Annotated in this window: 18 protein-coding genes; 8 read left to right on the forward strand and 10 right to left on the reverse strand. The window is 55.1% G+C overall.

The window, feature by feature from the left end; all coding sequences use genetic code 11:
* The first annotated feature begins 27 nt into the window (after nt 1-27).
* Nucleotides 28-552 carry a lytic transglycosylase domain-containing protein gene (locus ACT3RT_RS04265; protein ID WP_353502954.1) on the forward strand — a complete coding sequence of 175 codons (525 nt, stop codon included), beginning with the start codon at nt 28-30 and terminating at the stop codon, nt 550-552.
* Here the strand turns inward: ACT3RT_RS04265 and ACT3RT_RS04270 are convergent.
* The 6 genes from ACT3RT_RS04270 to ACT3RT_RS04295 all read right to left on the reverse strand — a co-directional run bounded on the left by ACT3RT_RS04270 (nt 502) and on the right by ACT3RT_RS04295 (nt 11,411).
* Nucleotides 502-927: a type III secretion system chaperone gene (locus tag ACT3RT_RS04270; RefSeq protein WP_486031258.1), complete on the reverse strand. Its 426-nt coding sequence runs from the start codon at nt 925-927 to the stop codon at nt 502-504. The two genes, ACT3RT_RS04265 and ACT3RT_RS04270, sit on opposite strands and share 51 nt — an antisense overlap.
* A gap of 78 nt (nt 928-1,005) precedes the next feature.
* A complete protein-coding gene (locus ACT3RT_RS04275) occupies nt 1,006-6,090 on the reverse strand; it encodes an AvrE-family type 3 secretion system effector (RefSeq protein WP_496202549.1) in 5,085 nt (1,694 codons plus the stop codon).
* 176 nt (nt 6,091-6,266) lie between these two features.
* Nucleotides 6,267-6,731: a CesT family type III secretion system chaperone gene (locus tag ACT3RT_RS04280; RefSeq protein ID WP_353502957.1), complete on the reverse strand. Its 465-nt coding sequence runs from the start codon at nt 6,729-6,731 to the stop codon at nt 6,267-6,269.
* Nucleotides 6,732-6,743: 12 nt separating this feature from the next.
* Nucleotides 6,744-8,315, reverse strand: a complete 1,572-nt coding sequence (locus ACT3RT_RS04285) for a hypothetical protein (protein ID WP_496202550.1) — start codon at nt 8,313-8,315, stop codon at nt 6,744-6,746.
* A 57-nt stretch (nt 8,316-8,372) separates the two neighbouring features.
* The gene (locus ACT3RT_RS04290; protein ID WP_486031262.1) at nt 8,373-9,941 is read right to left on the reverse strand and encodes a hypothetical protein; all 1,569 of its coding nucleotides are present in this window, start codon (nt 9,939-9,941) and stop codon (nt 8,373-8,375) included.
* Between the two features lie 165 nt (nt 9,942-10,106).
* Nucleotides 10,107-11,411 (reverse strand): Nramp family divalent metal transporter, encoded by a 1,305-nt coding sequence (locus ACT3RT_RS04295; RefSeq protein WP_496202551.1) that lies wholly within the window; start codon nt 11,409-11,411, stop codon nt 10,107-10,109.
* Between the two features lie 626 nt (nt 11,412-12,037).
* On the opposite strand from ACT3RT_RS04295, the gene ACT3RT_RS04300 reads away from it, so the two are divergent.
* Nucleotides 12,038-13,231, forward strand: coding sequence for a cytochrome P450 (locus ACT3RT_RS04300; RefSeq protein WP_496202552.1), 1,194 nt, complete (start codon nt 12,038-12,040; stop codon nt 13,229-13,231).
* A 99-nt stretch (nt 13,232-13,330) separates the two neighbouring features.
* Here ACT3RT_RS04300 and ACT3RT_RS04305 read toward each other — a convergent pair whose 3' ends face one another.
* The gene (locus tag ACT3RT_RS04305) at nt 13,331-15,508 is read right to left on the reverse strand and encodes a TonB-dependent receptor family protein (protein ID WP_496202553.1); all 2,178 of its coding nucleotides are present in this window, start codon (nt 15,506-15,508) and stop codon (nt 13,331-13,333) included.
* A gap of 169 nt (nt 15,509-15,677) precedes the next feature.
* Here ACT3RT_RS04305 and ACT3RT_RS04310 point away from each other — a divergent pair, with 169 nt between their 5' ends.
* Nucleotides 15,678-16,814, forward strand: a complete 1,137-nt coding sequence (locus ACT3RT_RS04310; RefSeq protein ID WP_496202554.1) for an ABC transporter substrate-binding protein — start codon at nt 15,678-15,680, stop codon at nt 16,812-16,814.
* Between the two features lie 40 nt (nt 16,815-16,854).
* On the opposite strand, the gene ACT3RT_RS04315 is transcribed toward ACT3RT_RS04310, so the two are convergent.
* Nucleotides 16,855-17,745: a LysR substrate-binding domain-containing protein gene (locus ACT3RT_RS04315; RefSeq protein WP_496202555.1), complete on the reverse strand. Its 891-nt coding sequence runs from the start codon at nt 17,743-17,745 to the stop codon at nt 16,855-16,857.
* A gap of 113 nt (nt 17,746-17,858) precedes the next feature.
* Between ACT3RT_RS04315 and ACT3RT_RS04320 the strand changes: the two genes are divergently transcribed.
* On the forward strand, nt 17,859-18,275 hold the full coding sequence (locus ACT3RT_RS04320; RefSeq protein ID WP_485903661.1) for a hypothetical protein: 417 nt from the start codon (nt 17,859-17,861) through the stop codon (nt 18,273-18,275).
* A gap of 37 nt (nt 18,276-18,312) precedes the next feature.
* Here ACT3RT_RS04320 and ACT3RT_RS04325 read toward each other — a convergent pair whose 3' ends face one another.
* Together ACT3RT_RS04325 and ACT3RT_RS04330 are read right to left on the reverse strand one after the other, a co-directional pair.
* On the reverse strand, nt 18,313-18,513 hold the full coding sequence (locus ACT3RT_RS04325) for a tautomerase family protein (protein WP_353502966.1): 201 nt from the start codon (nt 18,511-18,513) through the stop codon (nt 18,313-18,315).
* Between the two features lie 13 nt (nt 18,514-18,526).
* Complete coding sequence (locus ACT3RT_RS04330) at nt 18,527-19,258, reverse strand: SDR family NAD(P)-dependent oxidoreductase (protein WP_496202556.1); 732 nt, start codon at nt 19,256-19,258, stop codon at nt 18,527-18,529.
* A gap of 149 nt (nt 19,259-19,407) precedes the next feature.
* Here ACT3RT_RS04330 and ACT3RT_RS04335 point away from each other — a divergent pair, with 149 nt between their 5' ends.
* From ACT3RT_RS04335 to ACT3RT_RS04350, 4 genes are all read left to right on the forward strand, one after another.
* A complete protein-coding gene (locus tag ACT3RT_RS04335) occupies nt 19,408-20,319 on the forward strand; it encodes a LysR family transcriptional regulator (protein ID WP_496202557.1) in 912 nt (303 codons plus the stop codon).
* 336 nt (nt 20,320-20,655) lie between these two features.
* Complete coding sequence (locus ACT3RT_RS04340) at nt 20,656-22,005, forward strand: glycosyltransferase family protein (protein ID WP_485903657.1); 1,350 nt, start codon at nt 20,656-20,658, stop codon at nt 22,003-22,005.
* A gap of 52 nt (nt 22,006-22,057) precedes the next feature.
* Nucleotides 22,058-23,335: a glycosyltransferase family 2 protein gene (locus tag ACT3RT_RS04345; protein WP_485903655.1), complete on the forward strand. Its 1,278-nt coding sequence runs from the start codon at nt 22,058-22,060 to the stop codon at nt 23,333-23,335.
* Nucleotides 23,335-24,774, forward strand: coding sequence for a radical SAM protein (locus ACT3RT_RS04350; protein ID WP_496202558.1), 1,440 nt, complete (start codon nt 23,335-23,337; stop codon nt 24,772-24,774). The genes ACT3RT_RS04345 and ACT3RT_RS04350 overlap by 1 nt, the downstream gene beginning before the upstream one ends.
* Nucleotides 24,775-24,782 lie beyond the last annotated feature (8 nt).

Raw genomic sequence — 24,782 nt, forward strand, 5'->3', positions numbered from 1 at the left:
TTCAGCCTTTATCATGGAGCCGCGGCGATGAAGCGACATTTGCTGGCCATCACTCTCTGTCTCTCCGCCAGCAGTCAGGCAAATTGCTTTAAGGACGCCGGAAAAGCCTTCGGCATCCCTCCTGCCCTGCTGCTGTCGATTGCCATTAAAGAGTCACACCTCAATCCGTCGGCGGTGAACAGCGCCAATCGCAACCACACGGAAGATGTCTGCATGATGCAGGTGAACAGCACGCACTTCGCCCATTTGGCAAGCCTTGGGGTGTCGCGCACTAAGCTGTTGAATGAACCTTGTACCTGCGTGAATACCGGGGCGTGGGTGTTGTACGGCATGTTCCAGCAGTACGGAAAATCCTGGAACACGGTAGGGATGTATAACGCCGGAGCTGCGCCATCACGCCAACCGCAGCGCGATCGCTACGCCAGTGATGTACGGCGTATTTACCAGCGCCTGCTGCACAGCGTCAGTCAGGATACCCTGCTGACGCTGGAGCAAATGCCGTCAGGCCGTGAGAGCCGTCGGGAGGGTGTGGACGAATTCGCGAATAAATGACTGCACTTCGCTGGCTTGCTGAATGAAGCCATCAAGCAGGCCGGAGAAGTTGCGGTTATCCAACGAGGAGAGCGGCTGCTGAGTACACAGACGCAGGTTCTGCTCCTCCAGCGCCAGCCAGCAGCCACGCATGGCGTCCATCTCAAAGTTCAAGGTTAAAATGCTGTGTAGCAAGGCGGCAGAGCTGTTTGGCTCCAGCACCATCACCTGACAATGCAACACCACGGCGTCGCTGCCCGGCGGTAACTCAATGATCGCAGCTTCTTGTTTCTGCGGGGTGAACAGTGCGCAAACGCCGTTTTCCAGTTTCAGCGATGTATTCAATCGACGGCCATAGTGGCTCAATAAATTCTGCAAATATGCGCTTTCGTTCATCTTATTTTCCTGTGATTAACATTTCAGTTATTCATTTGCTGGCCCGCCGCAAGCGGGCAGCGTCCCTAACCCAGACTCTTACCCTTTAATAACAAAACCCTGTTTCTGCGTAGCTGAAAGCGCCTGATGTATCTCTTCATTTGGACGGGTGATTTTCCCTTCCAGGGTGAATCCTGTTGGGTCGAGTTGGTCCTCCGCGTAGCTAAAGTTGATTTTGCCGAGGTTGACGCTCATCGCTACCGAGGCGCTGTTAGAGCCGGCAATCAAGAAGGCCGGGGTAGCGAAGCCGTCACCTTTGCTTTGCGAACGGGTAAAGCCAATCGACTTAATGCGCAGGTTGTCGCTGTTACTCAGCACGGCCACAATTTCTTGCGGGGTGATGCCGCCCACCTGCCATTCACCGGCCATTTTGTCTTTCTGCGACTCGTTCAGCTCCAGCGTCACCACGGCTTCGGTGCTGCTGTTTTGCTGCAACTCGCGCACCATCTGTTTCAGACGCGGGTCGTCATCCATCATCTTGGCAATACGGTCGGCGTTACTGTCCGATGGCCGGGTGCTGACCATGTGGAACAGGTTGTGGAAGAAGCTGTTGCTGTCGAGCTTGCTCAGGTTGCTGTAAGTGGAACGGTACTCGGCGGTGCCGATCTCCTTGCCTTTGCGCTCGGCCAGGATCTGCTGACGATTACTCTGCGCCAGCTGCAAGATGGCGTCGCGCTGGGCGTTGCCGCGCAGGGTGGTGCCCGGCTCGAACGGCGTATTGAGCTGGGTTTTAAAGTGGCCCACCAGCAGTTTCAGCTTCTCGGCGGGCAGCTTGCCCTCATCCTCTTTCAAGGTCTCCAGCAGCTTATTGGTGGCCGGATCGGTGAACTGATCCCCCAGCGTTTTGATCAGCTTGTCGATATGCACGTCGGCCAGCGGCTGGACGTCTTTCAGCTGAAGGTTGATATTCTGACGGGTGCGGTTATCCACCGAGGCCTGAATGCTGGCCCCTGCCCCGACAAACAGCGGCAAGTGAGTTTCATCACCGGTTTTCTGGTTTACGCCGACCGGGATGGCGATGTTGGCCCCGGCGTTAAACTGGTTAAAAGCGCGCAGGCGGTTGTCACTCTGCGACTGCTGGTCGCTGGCCTCGCGGCGGGTGGTGCTGCGCTCGCGCGTGCCGTTGAGCAGGTTAGCACCGGCGTAAACCCCGCCGCCAAAGCGGGCGCTGGTTGACGAGTTCTTCTCATGATCGTTGGTGATTGGCAGGCCGACGCTGGCGACGGCGGCGGCGTTGATATCCATACTGATACGCAGGGTGTTGCCGTTCTTCACGCTGTGATCCATCCCTTTATCCATCAGCGCCTGCGGGTCAAGGTTTCCCTCGGTCAGCGCGTCCAGAAACTCCGGCAGCTCGGCTTCGCTGAGGCTAAAGCTGATGCCGTTTTGCATCTGCCGCTGCAACATGGCCGAGACGGTTCCGCCAAGGCGGAAGCCCGGGGAGAGGGTGCGTTCGCTGTCCAGCGCAGTTTTGTGCTCGTGAAGATAATCAGTCAGCATGTTGTACCCCGCCGCGCCGAATACCGTGCCCGAGCCGCCGCCGTTGCGGCCAAAGCTGACGTTGATGCCCGTCTCGCCGCGCGAGAAGTTCAGGCTGTAGCTGCGATCCACGTTGACCCGCACGCCGGGGCTGGCAAAGCCTTGCGAGCCGGGGATCATGGTGCCGGTCCCCGACGCGCCATAGGCCCGGTTGAAAGTAATGTCTTCGCCACTCTCCAGCGACAAAATCGTCTCCTTCATGCGGCTGTTCAGTTCGGCTTTATCGCTGGCGCTCATCACGTTGCGGCTGGTGACGTGTACCCCGTGGTCCTCTTTGGAGAACGCCTTGGTCATCGACTTGATGGCGTCATAGTTGGCTTCCAGACCGCGGTTGTTGACGAAGCCCATGGAAGTGGCTTTTTTGATCGGGTTTTCACCCCAGGTCATGTCGCGCAGCTCGTTGAATTTCGACCGCAGGGTTTGCATCGCCGCCTCTTTCTCCGGCCCCTTTTTGGTCATCGCCTGCTGCATTTCGGTCAGCAGGTTATGCATGTCGGCCTGAGTCAGCGAGGTAAGGATCAGCTGCGATTTCACCAGCCCCACGTCGTCGTGGGTGTCGCGCTGCTTGCCAAAAGGCACCTCCGGTTTCTGATGGTTAAGCACCACCTTCTTGCTTTCCATCAGTGACAGAATGCTGTTCGCCGGGCTGTTTTCGCTCGACGGGTAATAATGCATCATGCGATTGAGGCTTTCGGTCAGTTCACCGTCGCGGGTACTGGCCGGGTTGAAGCGCCCGCTGCCGCTGTTCTTGGTTTTACCTTCGCCGAGAACTAACTGGTTGTTGCTGTCCACCACGCCATAGTGCTGGCCCAGCAGATTGGCGTGGTGGCTGGAGACGTCGGTCAAATCTTGGTTGAAGCGAATCAAAGCGCGTTTCAAATCTTCGTTGCCGGTCCAGTCCATGCTGTCGATGCGCGAACTGATTGGCGGGCGTGGTGCTTTAATCCCCTCTTTTGAAGTGGCGGGATCGGTGGCGCGCAGGCGATTGAGCAACTCACCCTGCTCCTGATAGACCGGGCGCAGCCCTTCGCGACCGGCATAGCCGTGCTGGAGAAAATATCCGGCGTTTTTTACCGGGCGCGGCGTTTCCATCGTCGGTTTGAACAAGAAGGCGCGCACCCGCGATTTAAACGGCGTTTGCACCCGCAGGCCGTCTTGCCCAGTGGAACCGGCAATGTTGACCTCGCGCTTCACCGTGATGTGGGTGCCCGGCAGATGGGTGTCTTTGGTTGCTACTTCGAGGCGCTGGAAGACCTCTTCCGCCACGCGTTTTTCAGGGCGCTCGTCTAAGTCCACCAGCCCCTTTTTCCATTCGCCTTCGTGCAAGGTAGCCTGATCGCCCTCTTCATTGCTGAGCAACAAGTTATCCGCGCCGCGCTGGGTCAGAGAGGTGTACTTCGGCCCCTCGCGCGGCACTTCCATAATCTCAGGTTCCGGCGTGCCCGCAGGCGTTACGGGCGCTTTAGGTTCGGTGGCTGGGACATTTTCGCGCGCCAGCCCGGTCGTATGGCCCTTCTGCCACGAGGTCGCGGGCAGGCTGAACAAGCCGCCCTCTTCGCTAAGCAGGTACATTTGCTGGTTTTTGCCCAGCGCCATATCGACGATTTTCCCCGCCTTGCCGCCGTCGTTGAGTCCCGTAATAGCGGTTTTCAGCGCGTCAGCTTTCAGAGTCTGGGTACTGACCTTTTCGCGGCGATTCTCTTTGTTAATCTGCTGGTATTGCACGTCACCGTCGCCACTCAGCGCCACAAAGCGCCCTTCTGATAACGCATCAATCGCCACGGTTTTCTGTTTTTTGTCCAAGCCGCCCGCTGGCAGGTCGGCCTTGACGCTGTTCTTCACCCGGCCCAACGAGAATAAGCTGCTGTCGTGGCGGATTTCATCACTCGACAGGTTGACCTTCAGACGGCGCAGCTCGCCTTCATTGAGGATCCACGGCTGGCCGTCCTGCCCGCGCCGCAGCTGCTCGGCGGACTCCTTCGACGCCACCCAGCTTTGGGTGGCGCGGTCGAGGTAATGCACCTTGCCGTCGTGCAGCGCCAGTTGTCCGAGCGGGCCGAAATCCATGATGCTCTTAGCTTCGGGTTCCGGGCGCGGCAATCCTTTCTGGTTATCCAGCACCATGCTGTCGCTGAGACACCAGCTCGACGCCACGTTGTTGCCATTAAGCGTGACGGCGTGCTGCTGGTTCTGCATATCTTTTAACTTGGCGTGCAGCTGCTGCTGGTCGTCGGTGAACAAGGATTCCACCCGCACGCCCTGCCCAAACTGCATCGTCAGGTTCTGGTTGAGCACGTCAGGCACCGGCTCAAAGGTCATGGTCTGTCCGCCGTTGGTCGGAAGCTTCGCCTGATAAAGCTCACCAATGTTGTCCGTGGCGTAGAGCATGTTGTTGTGCAGCGCCAGCGCGCTCGGGGCAAAGCCTGCCGGAGCAATCGTCATTTTCTGCGCGGCGGCCATCGGCGCATTCAGCTGCGGGTAGAAACTCAGTTGCTGCTCGTGGCTGGTTTCATCGGCAGTAAGGATCACGGCGTGGCCGCTGGCGTCCATCGCCACCTGCGAGATTTTCCCCGGCGCCTGTAGCGACTTGCCGGTGGTCAGATCCAGCAGCTTTTTGTCGTCGGCAACGGCATAAAGATGGCCATTGCCCTGCTGGCTGAGCTTGGACATTTTTCCGTCGAAGGCGTCGTGCACCTGCCATTCGCCGCTGGCAGCGTCGTGGCGATAAATCTTTTTCTCATGCAGCCGCAGGGACTCTTCCCCCTTGGCGGTCCGATGGCTAAATACCCCGGTCAGTTCACTTTGAATGGCGGCATCCGGCAGTTTGGCTCTGGAGGCGGGTCTCCCACCTGGGGTGAGGATCTCGGCGTGCTGGCTGTTGGCACTCAAGCGAACCTGATGATTTTCAGTCGAAGTGGATTGCAGTACCGGCATCCGCCCGGTGCGGGTTTCTATCGGCTTCTCATAGGTTTTGCTATTCACCATACCGACCAAATTCAGCGGCGACTGCTGCAAAGAGATCAGCCGACCGCGCGTATCCAGCAGCACTTGCTGACCATCGCTAGCATCATGACCCTGATATTTATGTTCGGAGCGCCCTAGCGTGACATTGAGCAGCCGGTCAAAAGGCGGGTTGCCGTCCGGCACGCTAAAGTGGGCCTGCCCCTTGCCATTGAGCGCCACGTTGACCTTCGGCGGCGGCGCGTTGTCCACGGCACTCAGCTCGGCCTGGGTTTTCGCTCCCCAGCCATCGCTGCCTGGCACCCCCAGCGCGGTGCTAAGTTCGGAAAGCTCAGGCAGGCGTGGCGGAGCGAGATCCTGAATGCCCGCGCCAACGGGTTCATGCTTTGAACGCAAAAAACGTCCAAACACGCCGCCGCGAGACAGTTTCCCCTGACAGCTCTGTTGCTTAATATCGTTACGCGGCGTAGCGCTGTGAGCTAAGGTGCCGCCCCCCGTCTGGCGTGGTCTGGAGGGTTGCTGGGCGAGATGGCTAGCAGAGGTTGTCCCCTGTTGCTGGCGGGCAATATCTGCATTGCTAATCATGTGACTCGGTTTAAGCAGTGCGGAAAAATTAAGTGCCATAGTGATAATCCTTATGCAACTACGGGGGAAGTATTAATTTATCTACACAATATGTGTGGCGGGGAGGGAGTTGGTTCCAGAAAAAACCAAGCCCCTGGTCGCATTCGGGCGAAAAGGGGCAGGATAACAGCACTAAACTTGATGATTTTTAACGATAAATCTTCAATTATTAATTTTTAAAAATTATGCCTTTGGCGAATCATTAACTCATGAGCAGCAGGGACCAATTTCTTGGCTTTCGGACTGCCCGACGGCTGGCGCAGGCGTTCACTGACCTGCATGGCGTGGGATAAAAAGCGGTTGAGCATGGCGGTCAGCTCAATGCCCTGCCAGTTCTCAATCTGCAATTCGACCCACAGCACGATAAATTTGTCGGCGGTGGCGCTGTGATGAAACGCCGGCAGCTCCTGATTGAAGCCGTTCATCTCCAGCAGCTTCCACCCCAGCTCGCCATCGTCCTCGCTCATCGGCTTACCCAGCCGCGTTGCCATCAGCAAGCGCCCGCTTTTGGCCCCTGAGAGGTGCAGTTGCAAATGCTCAAAGGCTATCTCATAGTTCCACGCCGGTCCCAGCGAAGAGGGGTCAGCCCCCAGCCCTTCAAACAGTGGTTGAAGATGATAGTAAAAATCCTCCTGTTCCATTTCGACTCTTCCTTATAGGTTGCTTAGATTATCGAGAGCGCTCGGGAAGGCGCTGCCATGCTCTTGCGCCAGCGCGTTCATCATTTCTAATAAGGTATCCGCCGCGTCGGTGTCCGAAGGCGCGCGCCGCGCCGCGCTGGACGCGCCAAACACCACCGACTGCGCGGCACCGCTCGACCCAAAAATTGACGGGCCAGGGCCGAGGGTTGGGCTTGGCGGCGCAGAGGGCTGGCTGTACTCGCTGTCAGAATCCGAGTCATAGCCAAAGGCTGGCGCATCGTTGCTCTTCTTGGTCATCAACCCTTTGGTGGAGGAGGCGTCGTCGGCCTCGTCTTCCGAGTCACTCGGCAGATGGCCGTAATCGCTTTCAGAGTCGCTAACGCTTTCCGTGGGAGCGGCGGCAGGCGCGGCGGCAGCCTTGGCTGGGTCGCCCGGAATGGCACCCTGCATACGCGGCGGTACTATGGCATTCACGTCAGTCGGGTTAGCGACAAACACGCGCGGCACCAGCACCTGCGGGCGGAACAGGCCATTGATTAAGGTGTTAACATCTTCCTTTTCCAGCATATCCTGGCGCACACTCGGCGACAGCGAACGGCAGCGGTCGATGATCGACAGCGCCATACCACGCTTCATATCACTGCCTTTGAACACACTGTTTTTGGCATCAAAATCGAATTTTCTCTCGTGCTTATTCAGGTCGAAAATTTCATTATTTTTGGCATTCGGCGGCAACTCATTGAGGGTCGCGAAGCGTTTGCTCGGGTCTGGCAGTTGTCCTTCCAGCACGTCGAGCAGGTGCAGCGTGCCGTGCTGCTGGACATTCGGCGAATCGAAGTCGAAGCGCACCACGTCTTTACCAAAGCGGCTGGACTTCTTCTGCAGCTCTTCGCCCGATTCCAACGCAAAGAACACGTTGTCGTCGTTGGCAAGGTCGGCGATATCCGCCGCCGAGGAGTTTTCACGCGGGAACTCCACGCCGTCGCGGATCAACTTTTGGCGTGATGAAAGCGAGATCTTGCCGGTGGCCGGATCGCTAATTTTATCCAGCGAGTTGGTGGCGTGGGTAATGCGCAGCGGCGACTCGAGCATTTTCTTCAAAAATGCCTGTTCGAAAGGTGCCAGCGGCTGGTTCATCAGTGGCCCCTGCAATCTGACATGCAGGTTTTTGAGGTTCTCGCGGGAGAGTTTATCGACCGAACTGTTGCTCGGCACCCCGCGCCAGTGGGTGCCTCGGGCCAACATCTCTTTGTTGATTTTCTGCCCCATATTGCGGCGCATGGCGTAAGTCACCATCTTCGCCGCCTCATCTTCGGTGTAGTTTCTCACCGGGCGCTCGCGGGTGGAGACGCTTTTCAGCGCACCGGCCTGATGCGCCTCCCCTTCGTCATCTTCCTGAATGGGGAACATGTCCCATTTCGACGCCAGCGCCCCCGCGCCGTGTGAGGAAACGCTAACCTGCTTGGCCTGCCCGGCGGCCGTCTGGCTGCTAGCCTTGGCGGTGCCCGAGGTCCCCCCGGATTTTGAAATATTCAGCGGCGCGACTGACGCCAGCTTGGGCAAAGAATTAATGGCAGAGCTCATAACAAACCTCCCGCATACGGCTGGTGCTGGCTTCAACGAAAAACATCACAGTGTGGATCATAAAAGTGCCTGCGCATCTTCGGCCGCAAAGGCGTTCATCATCTCCAGCAGGGTGTCGGCGGCGTCGGTGTCCGACGGCGCGCGGAAAGAACCGGAGGAAGATGAGGAGGAAACTGAGCCGGGTGACTGCGTGCCCAACAGCGGATTTCCGCCGCCGGAAGATGAACTGGTCGGCGACGAAGAGAGGAAAGAGGCATCCGGAATAAACGGCGGAATGGCCGCCGAGGTGGCGTGGGAGCCCATTGGGAATTCTTCGTCAGAGCTGTCGTCATAGCTAAAGGGCGCGGCGCTGCCATAGGTGGGCAGGTCATAATCACTGAGCAGGCTCTCCTCATCACTTTCGGAGTCGCTGTCGGAGTCTGCCGCATCCAGATAGGAAGTCAGCAAGGCGTCGAGCGCACCGGCATCCACCGCCGCCGAGCGAATATTTTCCACCTCGCTGATATCGGTCGGCTTGCCGACAAACATACGCGGCACCAGCACCTGCGGGCGGAACAGGCCGTTGATCAGGGCGTTAATGTCCTCTTTCTCCAGAATGCTGGCCCGCAGCCCTTCTGGCAGTGCGCGGGTTCGGTCGATGATCGCCAACCCGAGGCCGCGCTTCATATCCTTGCCTTGAAACAGACTGCCCTTCGGGTCCATGCCATAGCGCGAATGCTCGTGCTTATCCAACATGTGCGCGGTCTGCATCTGGTCGCGGTGGGGTAAGCTTTTCAATGTGTTGAGATGTTTGACCGCCTCGGGGAAACCGTTGAGCACGTCAAACAGGTGCAGCGTGGCGTGCTGCTGCACCGCCGGTGAATCCAGGTCAAAGCGCATCACGCTTTTGCCGAAACGGCTGGACGGCTTCTGAAGTTTTTCCCCCGATTCCAGCGCAAAAAACACGTTGTCGTCGTTGGCCAGCGCCTGAATATCCATTTTCGAGGTGTTATCTTTCGGGAAAGGCACGCCGTCGCGCACCAGCTTTTGCCGCGAGGAGAGCGACACCACGCCGGTGTCGGTATTTTGCACTTTATCCAGCGCATTGGTGGCGTGGGTGATGCTGAGCGGCGACTCCAGCAGTCGCTTCATAAAGGCTTTTTCATAAGGGGCCAGCGGCTTATCCAAGGCTGGCCCCTGCAAGCGAATGTGCAGGCCTTTGATGTTTTCGCGCGACAGGGATTTGACAGTGGTTTCTGGCGTCAAATCATCCCAACGCGCCCCTTCCGCCAGCATCTGTTTGTGGATTTTCTGCCCCATGTTGCGGCGCATGGCATAAGTGACCAGCCGTGCCGCCTGATCCTCACCCTCCGCGCCGACAAAAGCTTTGCCCTGACGCGATCGCGGCGTGACGCTTTTCAGCCCGCCCGCGTCCTGCGCCGAAGCTTTGCCCTGCTCATCCGAGGCAGACATTTTCCACTCCGACGCCATCGCGCCAGAACCTTTGGAAGAAACGCTCACCTGCTTCGCTTGCCCGGCGGCGGTAAATCCGCTGGCCTTGGTGCTGCCGCTCGGACCCGAGCTGGAGCCGGCCCCGGAGGTTTTCACCGTGGATGGAAGAGGTACAGAACTGATGGCTGAATTCATAAATGCCTCCGGACAAAACGCAGAAGGCGCGAGGCACCAAGCAGAGCCATGGCGCGCGCGCGGGTCTTGGTTATGTGGAGGTCGGGGCGGAAAAGTTCCCCCTTGGCTCAGCGAATCAATCGCGCGAAAGCCAAGGGGAGGAAGCAAGAGAGGCGGGGTTAAGGTTTATTCCAGACCGGGGATGTTCACCCCAAAAATTTGCAGCAACAGGATGATATTCAGCGCCACAATCACCACGGTGCCAAGAATGGAGATCCCCGCAGTCAGCCGGCTATTGACGAACTCACCCATGATGTCGCGGCGGCGGGTGAACATCACCAGCGCAATCATCGGCGCGGGCAGCGCCAGACTGAGCACCACTTGGCTGTATACCAAGGCATCGGTGGCATTCACCCCCAGCGCCACCACCACAAAGGCCGGGATCATCGTTACCAGACGCCGCAGCCAGATAGGAATACGGAAGCCCACAAAGCCCTGCATGATCATCTGCCCGGCCATGGTGCCGACCACCGAACTGGAAATACCGGAGGCGATCAGCGAGAGCAGGAAGAAGCCCGCCGCGCCAATCCCCAGCAGCGGTGTCAGAGTATGGTAAGCCGTTTCGATTTCCGCCACGTCGCTGTGCCCGGCGTGGAAAGCGCTGGAGGCCATGATCACCATGGCGATATTCACCAAACCGGCGATGCTCAGGGCAATCACCACTTCGATATTAGAAAAGCGCAGCAGTTTGCGGCGTTCGCCCTGATTCTTGGCGTGGGTGCGGTGCTGAGTCAGCCCCGAGTGCAGGAAGATAGCGTGCGGCATCACGGTGGCACCGATGATCCCCACAGAGATGGTCAGCGCCTGCGCGTCCGGCAGCTGTGGGGTGATCATTCCCAGCCCGGCGGCGGCCCAATCGACCGGCACGATAAACATTTCCACCAAATAACACAGGGCGATGATGGCGACCAGCCCGCCAATCATCAGCTCAATCGGCCGGAAACCGCGTTTTTCCACCATCAATAGCGCGTAGGTAATCATCGCCGTAATCCCCATGCCGACCAGCAGCGGCATATGGAAAAGCAATGACAGCGCCAGCGCGCCGCCGAGGAATTCGGCGAGATCCGTCGCCATGGCCGCCACTTCGCTGACGCCCCACATGCCCCACACCACAGGTTTGGGGAACTGGTCGCGGCACATTTCGGCTAAGTTTTTGTTGGTGACGATCCCAAGCTTGGCGGAGAGCGCCTGAAACAGCATGGCGATGATATTGGCCATCACCACCACCCACAGCAGGGTGTAGCCGTAGCGAGATCCGGCCTGAATATTGGTCGCAAAATTCCCCGGATCCATATAAGCGATCGAGGCGATCACCGCCGGACCGGCGAACAGCAACGGCGTCATCAAACCGCTTTTGCGGCCCGACAGCGCGTTATCGATCGCGGCGTTGGTTCTTTCAGTTAAGGAAGAACTCTGGCTTGTTCCACTCATCCTGCACCTACCCTGTTCTTGCTTGTTATTTTTTTGTGTAGTTTTCACCCGGCTGTAACGAATATAGCATTGGCTATACTCTATGGCGCAAGCTTAGTTTGGTGGTTATTAGGGACATTATGTTTCAAAATATGAAAATCCAGAAAATGCGCGAGATTATGAAACTGGAATGATTTTTTTTACCGATGAAATCGATAGGCAATATTTTAAATATGACAGTTAAAAGACAGCGAATAGAATTAAAAAAGCCGTTTAGGCGAATCATTTGAATTAAGTCAGCGGGAATGTCGGCCTTAAAATGCCAAATCTCACCAGTGCAAATCTTCAGTAATTATAGATATTTACTGATTTTTTGAGTGAAATGATTAGACGCAAAATCTTCACCTTTTCTTAATTGACACCCTTTCACCTCGCAGTTTATTTTCTGCCACCCCATGGCTTATTTATACAGAAAATAACTGCCATCAGGTTTTATAAAGCTTCGCAGAATTACGCTACTTCATTGCATCTATCCCGCTAAAACATGAGGGAGGATGACCAATAACAATAATTTTTTAGTGCTCTTTAGTGATTTTTTTCCACTCAGCTACAGAGCGCCTTTTTTACTCACCCGGGAGTACCCTGCCATGCAATTAAAAGACCTTTCGTCACCCGAATTTATCGCAAACCCCTACCCGTTTTACCAAAAGCTGCGCGCCAGCGGGCCGCTGCTGCAGGTTGGGCCAAATACCTTCCTCGCCACCCAATTCGCCACGGTCGACGCCCTGTTCAGCGACAAGCGAATTGGTAAAAGCTATATGGATACCGTGCGTATTCGCTATGGAGACAAAGCCGACAGCATCCCGCTGTTTAGCGCCTTTAGCCGCATGTTCCTGATGCTGAATCCGCCGGATCACAGCCGCATTCGCGGGCTAATGATGAAGGCGTTCAACGTGCGAAAAATCGACTCACTGCGCGAAATGGCGCTCGCAATCGCCCATGAGCTGATTGACCAGATTGAAGATCAAGGCACTTTGGATCTGACCAAGGACTTCGCCTTCCCCCTGCCGGTGCGCATCATCTGTAAAATGCTCGACGTGCCGGTGAGTGACGCCACCAAGCTCGGCCTTGCCACCGGCCAGCTGGTGAAAGCCTTCGATCCCTCAATCAGTGAAGAGGAGATCATGCAGGCCAACGAAGCCTTTAGCGTGCTGGATGAGTACTTCTCGGCGGTGATCCACCAGCGCCGCGAGCAGCCGGGTGATGATCTGATCTCCCTGTTGGTACATATCAATGACGGCGGCGAAACCCTGACCCACGATGAGATTGTCTCCAACGTGGTGCTGCTGTTCCTGGCCGGGCATGAAACCACCACCAATATGATCAGCAACTCGCTGATTGCCCTGTTCCGCCACCCCGAGCAGTTGGCGCAGATTAAGCACAACCCAGAGCTGCTGCCGAATGCCGTGCTGGAGTGTCTGCGCTACGACAGTTCGGTACAAATGACCATGCGCACCGCGCTGGAAGAGGTGGAGATCGACGGAGTTAAAGTGCCGAAAGGGGCGATGATTCTGCTACTGATCGGCGCCGCCAACCGCGATGCCGGGCAATTCGATCAGCCGGAGCAGCTCGACATTACTCGTCGCCTTGGGCGCTCACTGGCTTTTGGCGCGGGCATTCATCACTGCATGGGGCATCGCTTGGCACTGATTGAGCTGGAATCGGCACTCAGCGTCTTGCTGACTCGCCTGCCTAATCTGCAATTGCAGGATCTGGATAATCTGGAGTGGATCCCGCGCGCTAACCTGCGTGGCGTCAGTAAGTTGATCGCCAGCTTCTAATCTTCGAAACCTGTCTTTAAATCATAAAAAAATCCCCCGCAGGCGCTAGCCCTCGGGGGATTTTTATTGAGTAAGCCACCGCTAAGTGGCTTAATTTTATTAGAATTTGATGGAGGCCTGCATGAAGTAAGTGCGAGGTTCACCAACATATTTGCCGCTGTTGTTGTCGGTGGAGCGAGTGAAATAGCGCTGATCAAACAGGTTTTTAATCCCTGCGCCGACGGTCAGGTGCGACCAGCGTGGTCCGAAGTCATACTCGCCGCGAGCATTCCACGTCATATAACCCATGATGTCGCCGTATTGGCCATCGGCAGATTCGTCAGTGATATAGCCGTTGCCGGAGTCAGCAGAGCCCGGTGAACGCTGCTTGGACTGCGCGAAGCCGTCCACATTCCACACCCAGCTCCCCACTTCATAACGGGTCCCCACGGTGAACACCTGACGAGAGTAGAACGGCAGATCTTTGCCAGCAAACTCACCGTTGACCGACGTCGCTTTGGTGTAAGTGTATGAACTGTAGACGCTTGCGCCATCAAGGCTGTGGCTCAATTCGCTCAGGTCATAGCTCAGCGCCAGTTCCACACCTTTGTGTTTGGTCGCGCCGAGAGAGGTCCAGCCGATGGTGTTGTTGATGTACTGAAGCTGGTTGTCGAAGTCGATGTAGAACGCCGTCAGCTCAGCTTTAACCACGGTATCATCATAGTGAGTACCGATTTCGTAGGTCTTGGCTTTCTCTGGCTCGAGGCCCGGCGCTGGCTGGCCGCCGCTGCCACCACGAGTCAGCTGGAAGTATTGTAAGCTGCCGAAGGAGGTGTTGGCGTTCGCAAACAGCTTCCACGAATCGGTCAGGTGGTACATCACATTGACGGAAGGCAGCGGCTCGCTGTACTGCTTCTCACGCGAGATTTGCAGGAAGCCATCATCAACGTGAGTTTTGATACTTTCATAGCGCAGGCCCGGCGTTACGGTCCAGTTGCCGAAGTTCATCGCATCATCAATGTAGGCCGCGTGAGCTTCGCTGCCGCCGGAGGAGTGCTGGTAGTAAGTGGCGCGTGAATCCGGCGCGGAGTAAGTGGTGCTTGGATCATACCAGCCGGAGCGATAGCCCTTCTCGTCAGAGGTTTCGTTCAAGTAGCGATAGCCGACTGTCACTTCGTGCGCCATATCCCAGAAGCGGAACAGCTGCGAGTAAGTTGGCTCGATAGCGTAAGTGGTGTAGTTACGCGGCGCGGCGCTGAAACGGCTCAGGCCAGCGTTGGCACCCGCGCCGGTCGTGCCGATATCACTACTACGGAAGCTTTTGGTGAAGTAAGTCAGCAATTCAAACTGGCTGTCGTCTTCCTGATGACGATATTTGAAGGACATATCCTGACGACGCCCTTCAAACTGGTCAAAACGGCGCACCGACTGGAACGGGTTGTCTTTATACTGCTGCGCGGTCAGGCCGCCCGGCATACCGGCGCTGGCGTTGTAGTAATGGAAATTAGCCAACAACTCATCTTTTTCAGTGAAGTTGTATTTGGTTTTGAACATGAAATCATCGATGTCGGTGTTATCGTTATTTTCGCGATAACCCTGACCATGCAGGCCAGAATAGAGCAACTCCGCGCCTAAGCCGTTATCCGCCGTGCCGCCCACCGAGGCGCTGGTTAAGGTTTTCAAGCCGCCGTGCGCCGCGCCTTCAGTTTGGGTGCTGACATCGCCGCCGAAGGTTTTAGGAATGTCTTTGGAAACGAAGTTAATCACCCCGCCGACGTTCTGCGGCCCGTAGCGCACCGCCGCGCCGCCGCGAATCACGTCAATCGACTGGATGTTGCCCATAGACAGAGGTGCCATGGAGAGCTGTGGCTGACCATAAGGCGCCACCGCCAAAGGTACGCCGTCCATCATGATGGTGGAACGCGGGGAGAGGCGAGAGGTTAAGCCACGCACGCCGATGTTCAGAGATATGTCACTACCGCCGGTGCCGTTGTTTTCCTGTACCTGAACGCCCGGCGTGCCGCGCAGCGCTTCGCCAATCGTTTCGGCCCCTTTTTCGCGGATCTGCTTTTGGTCGATAATAGTCCGCGCGCCAGGGTGATCGAGCACCGCCGTTTCATTGTCGCCGCTGTCTAACCAGTTACCTACCACGGTCACAGAATCCGTTCTGTCTTCCGGCGTGGCGGTAGTCGATGGCGTGGCTGTGGTTGGTGTTTTGGTGTCGGCTGCTGATGCGTAATAAGGAAGAGCAATAGCCACGGCCGTGGCGAGGACGGAAAGGCGGTAACGCGCTGACATATCTTGTTTTTTCCTGTTATAAAAAGTGTTAACTTTAGGTAAAGAACGTATATTTAATGCTAATTGTAATGAGAATTGTTTGCATTATAATCAGGAGTGTAAGTATTAGTAAATACTGCGTTTTTTGAAGATTTATCCCCATTCAAGCCGCCTTTCAGGAAGACCTCTTATGCTCGCGAAAACATTGCCGGCCCTGCTGTTATTAGGACTGAGTAGTCTGGTGTCTTTTGTCGCTCAGGCTGACCCCATCACGCTGACTGATGTCACCGGTCGGCAAGTGGTATTGCCTAAACCTGCGGAGCGGGTCATTTTGGCCGACTCACGCGCCATTCAGGCTCTTCAGCTGGTTCATCCTACTAAGCCATTCGAGTCAATCATTGCCTGGGATAACGCGCTAAAAGCCAAAGCCCCTGACCTGTTTACCCTTTACAAGAACGACTACCCAGAGCTGGCAAAATTACCGATGCTGGAGAACGCCTACTACAGCGATTTCAGCGTGGAGAAAACCGTAGGTTTGAAGCCTGACCTAATTATTTTTGATGCGGGCGTAAAGAAGAAACTGGAAGAGAGCCGGGTTCTTGAGCAGTTAACCAAGATTGGCGTGCCGGTGGTGTTTATCGATTTCCGCCTGCATCCGCTGACCAATACCGTGCCGAGCATTCGCCTGTTAGGTCAGGCGCTGGGCAATGAGCAGCAAACCGAAGGCTTTTTACACTTCTACCAGTCGCGCATCGACATGATTAACCAGCGCGTAGCGACCCTGAGCGACCAGCAGAAGCCAAAAGTGTTTATCGAACGTCACGCGGGCATGACCGGCGAAGAGTGCTGTTTTACCTACGGAAAAGGCAGCTTTGGTGAGTTTATTCAAACCGCGGGCGGGGTGAATCTGGGCAGCGCGCTGTTTGCGGGCAAAAGCGGCACCATTAATCTGGAGCAGCTGATCACCAGCAAGCCGGACGCTTACCTGATGACCGGCGCGGACTGGAGCAGCAGCTTTAAAGAGAGCATCGGCGTGCCTTTGGGCTACAACGCTGACGCCGCGCTTTCGGCGCAACGTCTGGACAAGCTGATGGCGCGCAACGGCGTCAACGTGCTGGATTCCATCAAGCAGCATCGGGTGCTGGCGGTTTATCATCAGTATTACGATAGCCCGCTGAACATCTTTGCTATTGAAGCTATCGCCAAGTTCCTGCATCCGGAGCTGTTCAAAGATCTCGACCCGCAGGCAGACCTCGATATGGTGCATAAAGAGTTCTTGCACCAGCCGTCGAAGGGCCTGTTCTGGCTGGCGGCAAAGCCGCAGTAACCGACTTTAGTCAACAGAGAGGATTCGGCGAATCCTCTCTTCACATCATCCCTTCGCACTTCTCCACCACAAACTGCACAAACTTATCCAGCTTGGGGACGTCGTTTTTCTTCGGCGCGTAGAGCAAGTGAACGGGGCGCGGCTTGGGTAGAAAGTCCTCCAACAGCGTGACCAGTCTGCCGCTGGCTATCTCATCTTTCACCAGAAAATGCGGCTGCATCAGAATGCCATTACTGGCCAGCGCCGCGTCGCGCAGGGCATAGCCGTCGTTGGATTTCATCACCCAATTATTCGGCCAGGCGATGTCACTCTCCCCTTCGCGCAGGTTCCAGGCAAAGCGCGAATTCCACGTCGAGTGGATCAGCAAACGATGCTGACTTAGCGCCTCGGGCGCGGTGGGCGTGCCGTGCTGGCGCAGGTATTCCGGCGTGGCGCAAATAATCATCCGATAGAGAAACAGCGGCTTGGCCACCAAAGCGTAATCTTTCAAATCGCCAATGCGGAAAGCGCAGTCGTATCCTTCAGCAATCAGGTCCGCCACGCTGTTATTAAGTACCAGTTCGATGCGAACTTGCGGGTAAATCTGCATAAATTCGGCAACGATCGGCCCAACAATCTCTTTGCCCACGGTCATCGGCGCGCTGATGCGTAATAAGCCCTGCGGCTCATTGTTCAGCCCTTCCATCGCCTCATAGGCTTGGTTGACGTTGGCGATAATCCCCTGTGCTGACTCATAAAACAGCTGCCCGGCGGAGGTCACCATCATGCTACGGGTGGTTCTTTGCAATAAATCCGTTTTTAAAGTCTTTTCGAGGTTATTGATATATTTCGCCACCATCACCACGGACATATCTTCTTTTTTGGCCGCGCCGGTAAAGCTCCCCTCTTCAACAACAGAGATAAATACCTCCATGGCTTTTAGCTTATTCATACTAAACCTCAAGTTAATACTGTTTAAACCTCAGCAGGGTTCACTCAGTTAAATATTTCCTATACCTTGCTGGTCCTAAGACTAATACAGAATGCCGACCAAGTGGAAATAAGATGTCAATTTTTCATGGAGAGAAAAAGAATAATCACGGAGTGAAAAAAACCAAATTACTCAGCATGTTACTCATCACACTGTGCTGTAGCCTGTACTCTTCTTCTATTTACGCAATGCAGCAATACGCCCTTAATTGTCCGGGCAGAGGAGATATGACGGTCAGTATTACAGATTATGTGATAACGACCCTACTCTGGAGTGAGGGATTTATTGTCGCGCCGCGCCCGGCCAGCTACACGGATAAAAGCGGGGATGTGTTGACGGTGTATCAATTTAGAAATAATGATATGTTGTTGGTCAATAAAATAAAAAACCGCTACTTCTTTATATATCGCGATGAAAATAAAAATCAAAAAGAGGTGGAATGTATAAAAGGCCCCAACCAGCGGATAGTGGTCAAATGGGCCAGCAGTTAACGGCGAGGCTCAATCAAGCCGCCTCGCCCTAGCCTGACTATCCGCGTTTACGCCTCACCGTAATGGTTTCACCCGCCACGCCCCAGTTGTCGGTATCCACTTCGTCAATGATCACAAAGGTGGTTTGCGGATCTTTGTTCAGCACTTTCACCAGCAAATCTGTCGCCCCGGCGATCAGCGCGGCTTTCTGCTCGGCGGTCACCCCTTCGCGGGTAACTTGTATATTAATGAATGGCATAGCCTATCTCCTGTTACCAAACGCCGGCGGTCGAGCCGCCATCGACCGGCAACACCACGCCGGAGGTGAATTTCGCATCCACCAGATACAACACCGCATCGACCACGTCGTCGGTACTTCCGGTGCGCCCGGCGGGTGACAACGAGCGCAGGAATACGCCGTCGCCGCCGCTGTGCAGCGGGGTTTCAATCACGCCCGGCGCCACGGCATTGACCTGCACGTTTTTATCCGCCAGCTCCAGCGCCAGTGACTGCGTCGCCGCGTTCAGACCCCCTTTCACCATTACCGGCAGCAGTGACGGCACTTTACGCAGTGGCTGCACCCCAAGGCTGGCAGTGATGTTGATGATGTGGCCGCTGCGCTGGTTGCTCATCAACTCCGCCGCGCGCTGGGCCGGGAAGAAGAAGCCTTTCAGGTTGGTCGCCAGCAGCGAGTCCAAATCATTGGCGGTGTACATCTGCACCGGCTTGGCGATGAAAATACCGGCGTTGTTGATCAAGATATCCACTCGCCCGAACTGCTCCAGGGCGGTGTCAAACAGGCGCTTGGTGGTGTCCGGCAAGGCGATATCCCCGGCCACGCCGACGAAGTTTTTCGGGTTACCGAGCTTTTTCGCCGCGTCGGCCAGACGCTCACTAGTACGGGCATTTCCCACCACATTGTCGCCACGCTTTAAGAACGCTTCAGCCAGTGCAAAACCAATACCACTTGATGCGCCGGTGATCACCACAGTTTGTTGACTCATAACACTCTCCTTTAAACGCTAAGTTGGCACTCGGATAAATGCCGCTGTTGACTCACTGCGGCCACTTTACTTATGCGTTCAGGTGCGATAAATAAGGCTAAATGACATTCATTTATTACCTCATGTAATCAATAAGGCGTAACTCCCCCATGCAACGCGACTTCGACGACATCATGCTTGGCAGTCTGGAACTGTTCTGTCTGGCGGCGGAAACCGGCGGGTTCAGCAAGGCGGCGACGCAGGCGGGCGTAACCCCGGCGGCGGTGAGCCGGGCAGTATCCCGTTTGGAAGAGCGCCTTGGCGTACGGCTGTTTGTGCGCACCACCCGGCAAATCCGGCTGACCGAGGCGGGCGAGCAGTATCGGGCGCAGTGTTTAGCAGCCCTGACTCTGTTGAAAGACGCCGAAATGTCGCTCAGCGGGCAGCAGTCACAGCCTGCGGGAAAAGTGCGCCTCAGCATGCCGACGGCCTATGCCCATTGGCGAGTCTTGCCTTTGCTGGCGCGCTTTCAGGCGCTCTATCCCCAGCTGGCCGTCGACACCCACATCAGCAATCGCAATATCGATTTTTTCGACGAGGGTTTTGATCTGGCGATTCGCGGCAGAGCACCCGCCGAGTCCAATATGATTGCCCGTAAAATCGAGGATGCCGAGCTGATTGTGGTGGCTTCGCCGCACTATCTGGCGAGCGCGCCCGCGCTGAATACCCCGGACGATTTAACTCATCATCACTGTATTGGTTATGAACTTTCTAGCAGCGGCCGCTCCCTGCCGTGGTTGTTCCGCCAGCAAGGGGAAATCAGTGAAAGGGTGATGAATCATCACATTAACTGCTCTGAAGATTATATCGGCGGCCTGACGCTGGCTCGCCACGGCGCGGGGCTGTTCCAAATTTATCGCTTCGTGGCGCAAGAAGATCTCAACAGCGGGCAACTGGTGGAAGTGCTCAAAGAGTTCGGCGGCACCCACCGCCCTTTTTACCTGCTCTATCCTCATGCCCGCTTTCTGCCTCTGCGCACCCGCACTATGGTTGATTTTCTGCTCGCCGCGCTGCGCTACTAATCCCCTTCCCTCGCCAAACTTCTCTCCCCTGGTGGAGAGAATACCCACATAGTTTATGAATTTTTACCTGTCAAAAAATAACCCATCTATTCCCTGCGCTTTTTGAAGATTTGAGAAGCGCCTCACAAAACATAAATCCCTCTAAAGTTTGTGGAACTGGCGAAAATTTCGTCTCACTCATTGAAGGAAGTCGAACAGCACAAGGAGGCCACCTGCGCCGCTCGACTGGGATCGTTACCGGAGAAAAGAGCCACAAAGAAAATCGCCATTAAATACATGAATTAAATGGAAATAGCTTGAGGTGTTACAATGCGACATAGCCAAGATAAGTGTGCAATGTTTGTTTCGTTCGATGCTGTCGCGGTATCAGGGATCACGGTCGAGGCAATGAAAATTGCCAAGAAGCTGCAAGATCGGGGGTTCCGGTCGTATCTGGATTTGGGATACGACATCAAGATTGATAAGGGAAACTTTAATAAGCCCTATGACGTGGAGCTTTCGATCTATCGCGACGTCTTCACGCTGGTGCGCATCGACGACATCACGTCGATCCCCCATTACAATCTGGATTTTATTGAATACGCCCACAGTGCGCTGATCAGCCAAAAAAGCCCGATCGGTGACAATGAAAAGACCGCGCTGTTACAGACCATCGACCAGACGGCGCGGCTGCTTGCCCAGCGCATCGTGGCGCTCTGGCAGCAGCTGGGTATCAGTAATCTGGTGGTTGAAAACGGCACCCTGCCGGAAAATATCATTTATACCAAGGCGTTATATCTGGCGATTGAACAATACGGCCAGCAGCAAGATTTAGGGAATTTTGTTATCTGGCGCGACCACGACCTGATGTGGAACAGCGAAAAGACGGTGATGAAATATGGCCCTGCGCCCTACTCTCACGCCATTAAGCCGGTAAAATCCAAACACATCACTTATGTCACGCTCAATGATCACCTGAAGCAGAAACTTGAAGCCTGGTGTAATTACGACGTAGACGTCAAAGTGAAGAAAAATACCTATGACTTTTCGCCGCAGAAGGCGCGTTGCAATATTAGAGACCGGTTAAGCGTTCGCGCCGATGATATTTTAATTGCCCGCACCACCCGTATTATTCCGCAAAAACGTTTAGACCGCGATGTCATGCTAGTAAGCCATCTCAATACATTATTCCATAACAGCAACAGCGATCGTCGGGTCTATTTAGCGGTTGCCGGCAATGAAAATGAAAATCACGGTTATTTCCAAGAACTGGATAAACTGTCTGAAAAACTGAATGTAAAACCCTATATTAAATTTATCGGCGCGCTGCCCCATGAGTGTATGCAGTCAGAAAGCGACGCCATCGCCATAGAAGACTTATATCACTCCTGTGATCTTGTCTCTTTCCTCACCTCTTATGACTACGACAGCTACGGCAACCCAATTGGCGAGGCGGTGAGCCACCGGCGCTGCTACATCACCACCAGCTATGAGTATTACCACGAAGTGTACGGCCAGCACGGCTTCGAAGCCCCGGTCATGGCCATATCCGAGCAGCAGGACGGTTTACCCAACCCTGAGTTTATTCATGATTTATATCAGTTCCTTAACAATAAGGAATATATGGCGCACGTGGCGGATAAAAACTTCGCCTTGGGGCAGCAGGTGCTCTCCAATAATGTGATCGACATTTTAAATGTGAATTAATTTAAAAACCTAACCCATTTCATTCTGGATATTACTCTATTCTGGAGAACTTATGCGCGACTCAATTTTCGTGTCAGTAGTGCTACCCGTATATAATGAAAGCGACCGTATTGATGAAGTATTAATTTCACTCTTCAATCAGAAAACCAAAGATAACCTGATCACTCACGACAGCTATGAGTTAATTATCGTGGATAATAATTCCACCGATGATTCCGTGGCAAAAATAAACGCATTTAGCGCCAAGAACCCATCAATGGATATTCATGTCATTGATGAGAAAGTTCAGGGAGTTTCTTCTGCCAGAAAGCGCGGCATGGATTACGCCTCGCTGCGATCTAAAGCCCGCGACAGCCGCCTCGGGCAGAAGCGAAAACACTATATTGTCTCCGCCGACGCCGACTGCACCGTGGACACCTACTGGCTGTATGAGCTGATTAACACCATGGTCAGCCAGCAGGGCGATTTAGGCACCTGTAACTACTATTACAACGCCGAAGATTTCGAAAAACGCCCTAACCTGTTCAACGAAATTAAGAAAACCCTACGCCTGCGCGAATACTCTTTCTCGCTGTTTGGCGGCTTCCCCGACGGTAAAGGCTTTGGGGTCGAGCGCGGCCTGTACGACGCCATTGGCGGCATTGAAATCTTCTACCAGCTCAACAAAGGCCGCTTTGTAGAGCACCTGTCCGACGACTGGGACTTCGGCATCAAAATCATCGCCTACGGCGGCAAGCCGGTCTACGCCAGAAATTCCTATGTCGAAATCAACAGCCGCCGGGTCGATACCATTCTGGATGAAGTGATCACCGGCGTTGCTTACGGCAGCGACGGCATCATTATCATGAAAGACGTGCGCCCGGACGTTGAGCAGCAAAAGCCGACGCTGGTTGACACCACCCCGGCCGAATCCAAACAGGCGTGGGACTATTCGGTGAAGGACTATACGCCGAAAAACATCATTCTGCCCGCCCTGCTCAACCCTTATATCTTGTTAGAAAACAGCGAAGTGCGCGATTTCTTCTCCGGCCCGCTGGCTGACAACCTCTACCGCCGCATTCACGAGTTAAAACATGAAATGCGTATTATCGATTTCAAACCGATCCACGCCTATAAGACCCCGGCCTATCGCCTCTATTTCGAATTCCGCGATGAGATCTTTGCCGCCATGCGCCGCGCCGTCGGCGACGACATTGGCTATCCGCCTGCCCTGCCCGCCTGTTTCGACCAGGTGAAAGCCGAAGACTTCACGCGCTTTGTTTACTACTTCTGCGAAGACCGCGAGTCCGGTGAAGCCCACAACTATTTTGCCAATGGAGGCGTATTCTGATGAACAACGAAGCCCTGAACTCCCTGCTGGATATTGACGAAAACTACCCCGTTCCCTTAGTGAATGAATTTCTGGCCCAGCCGGAAAACCGCGCATTTCTGGAGTATGTCTACAAAGATCCCTTTGGCTGTCACGTCTTCCCCGGCGACATCACCGACTACCCGCTGACGTCGTTCTTTGCCGATATGGACAGCGACATTAAGAAAGCGGGCAAAATCCACCTCTGGGCCTATATCCCCACCTGCCGCTATCGCTGCCATTTCTGCCAGTACCCGACGGTGATCCTCAACCCGAAAGCCGCCTCCTCGCAGGAGGTATTCCGCGATCTGGTGGACTTCAATATCAAAGAAGCCCTGATGTGGCTGGAGCGCGTGCCGAGCCTCGCCACGGTGGAAGTCGGCGAATTCAATATCTTCGGCGGCACCCCGTCGCTGCTGCCCGAGCCAGAACTGCGCCGCATGATGGCCTTCTACAAAAGCCACTTTAACTTCTCCACCGCCACCATGCGTTTCGAGGGCGAGCCGGGAACCCTGAACAAAGCGTATCTGGCGATATTAAAAGATCTCGGTTTCAGCAAAATCAGCTTCGGCACCCAGTCCTTCAACGACGAAATCATCACCGCCTGTGGGCGCATGCACTCGGCGGATGAGTGCGTGGAAACCATCTATCAGGCGCGGGAAATCGACATCGACTGGGTCAGCGTCGACCTGATTTACGGCATGCTCGGCCAGACGGTGGATGACGTGAAATATGACATGGAGAAAACCCTCGAGCTGGGGCTGTCCCACGTGGTCTGCACCAAGCTGCACATGGATGAGTTCATCAAAAACCGCACCGGCGTCTCCGGCGAGCGCGAAAGCCTGTGGCAGAAAAAGGGGCTGATCAACATTAACAACATGAGCTTCCCCGGCCTCGGCAAGCAGTACCAGATGCGCGAACTGGTGGAGAAATATCTGGCCGATGGCTATACCGAGCACCCGACCATGTACTTCCACCGCAATGATCAGCAGCCGGAAAAATGGAAAGCGCTGATCACCGACCTCGATAAACAGTACCCGGAAGTGGCGATTGGGCTGGGCGGCAGCTCTAAGTCGACCCGATCCGAGGCGATCAACATCACCGGCTATAAGAAGTACAAAGAAGCGCTGAACGAAGACCGGCTGCCTATCGAAGAGAGCCGCGGCTTCTCCCCCGCCCAGCGCGAGGTCAACGCCTTCAAGATGGCGCTTTCCACTCTGATCCCGGTGGATGACAAGGTGTTCAAGCAGCGTTTCGACGGCAACAGCTTCTTCGAAAATCCGCTGATTAATCGCACCTTGTACAAGCTGGTGCAGAAGAAGCTGGTGACAGTTTCCGGCGAAGTCGTGACCCTGACGCCCATCGGCATCACGCTGGTCGAGGCGATCATCAACACCCAATTCACCACCGACGCGGAATAAGGAGCTTC

Source organism: Ewingella sp. AOP9-I1-14, from assembly GCF_052375995.1.
Lineage (GTDB): Bacteria > Pseudomonadota > Gammaproteobacteria > Enterobacterales > Enterobacteriaceae > Ewingella > Ewingella allii.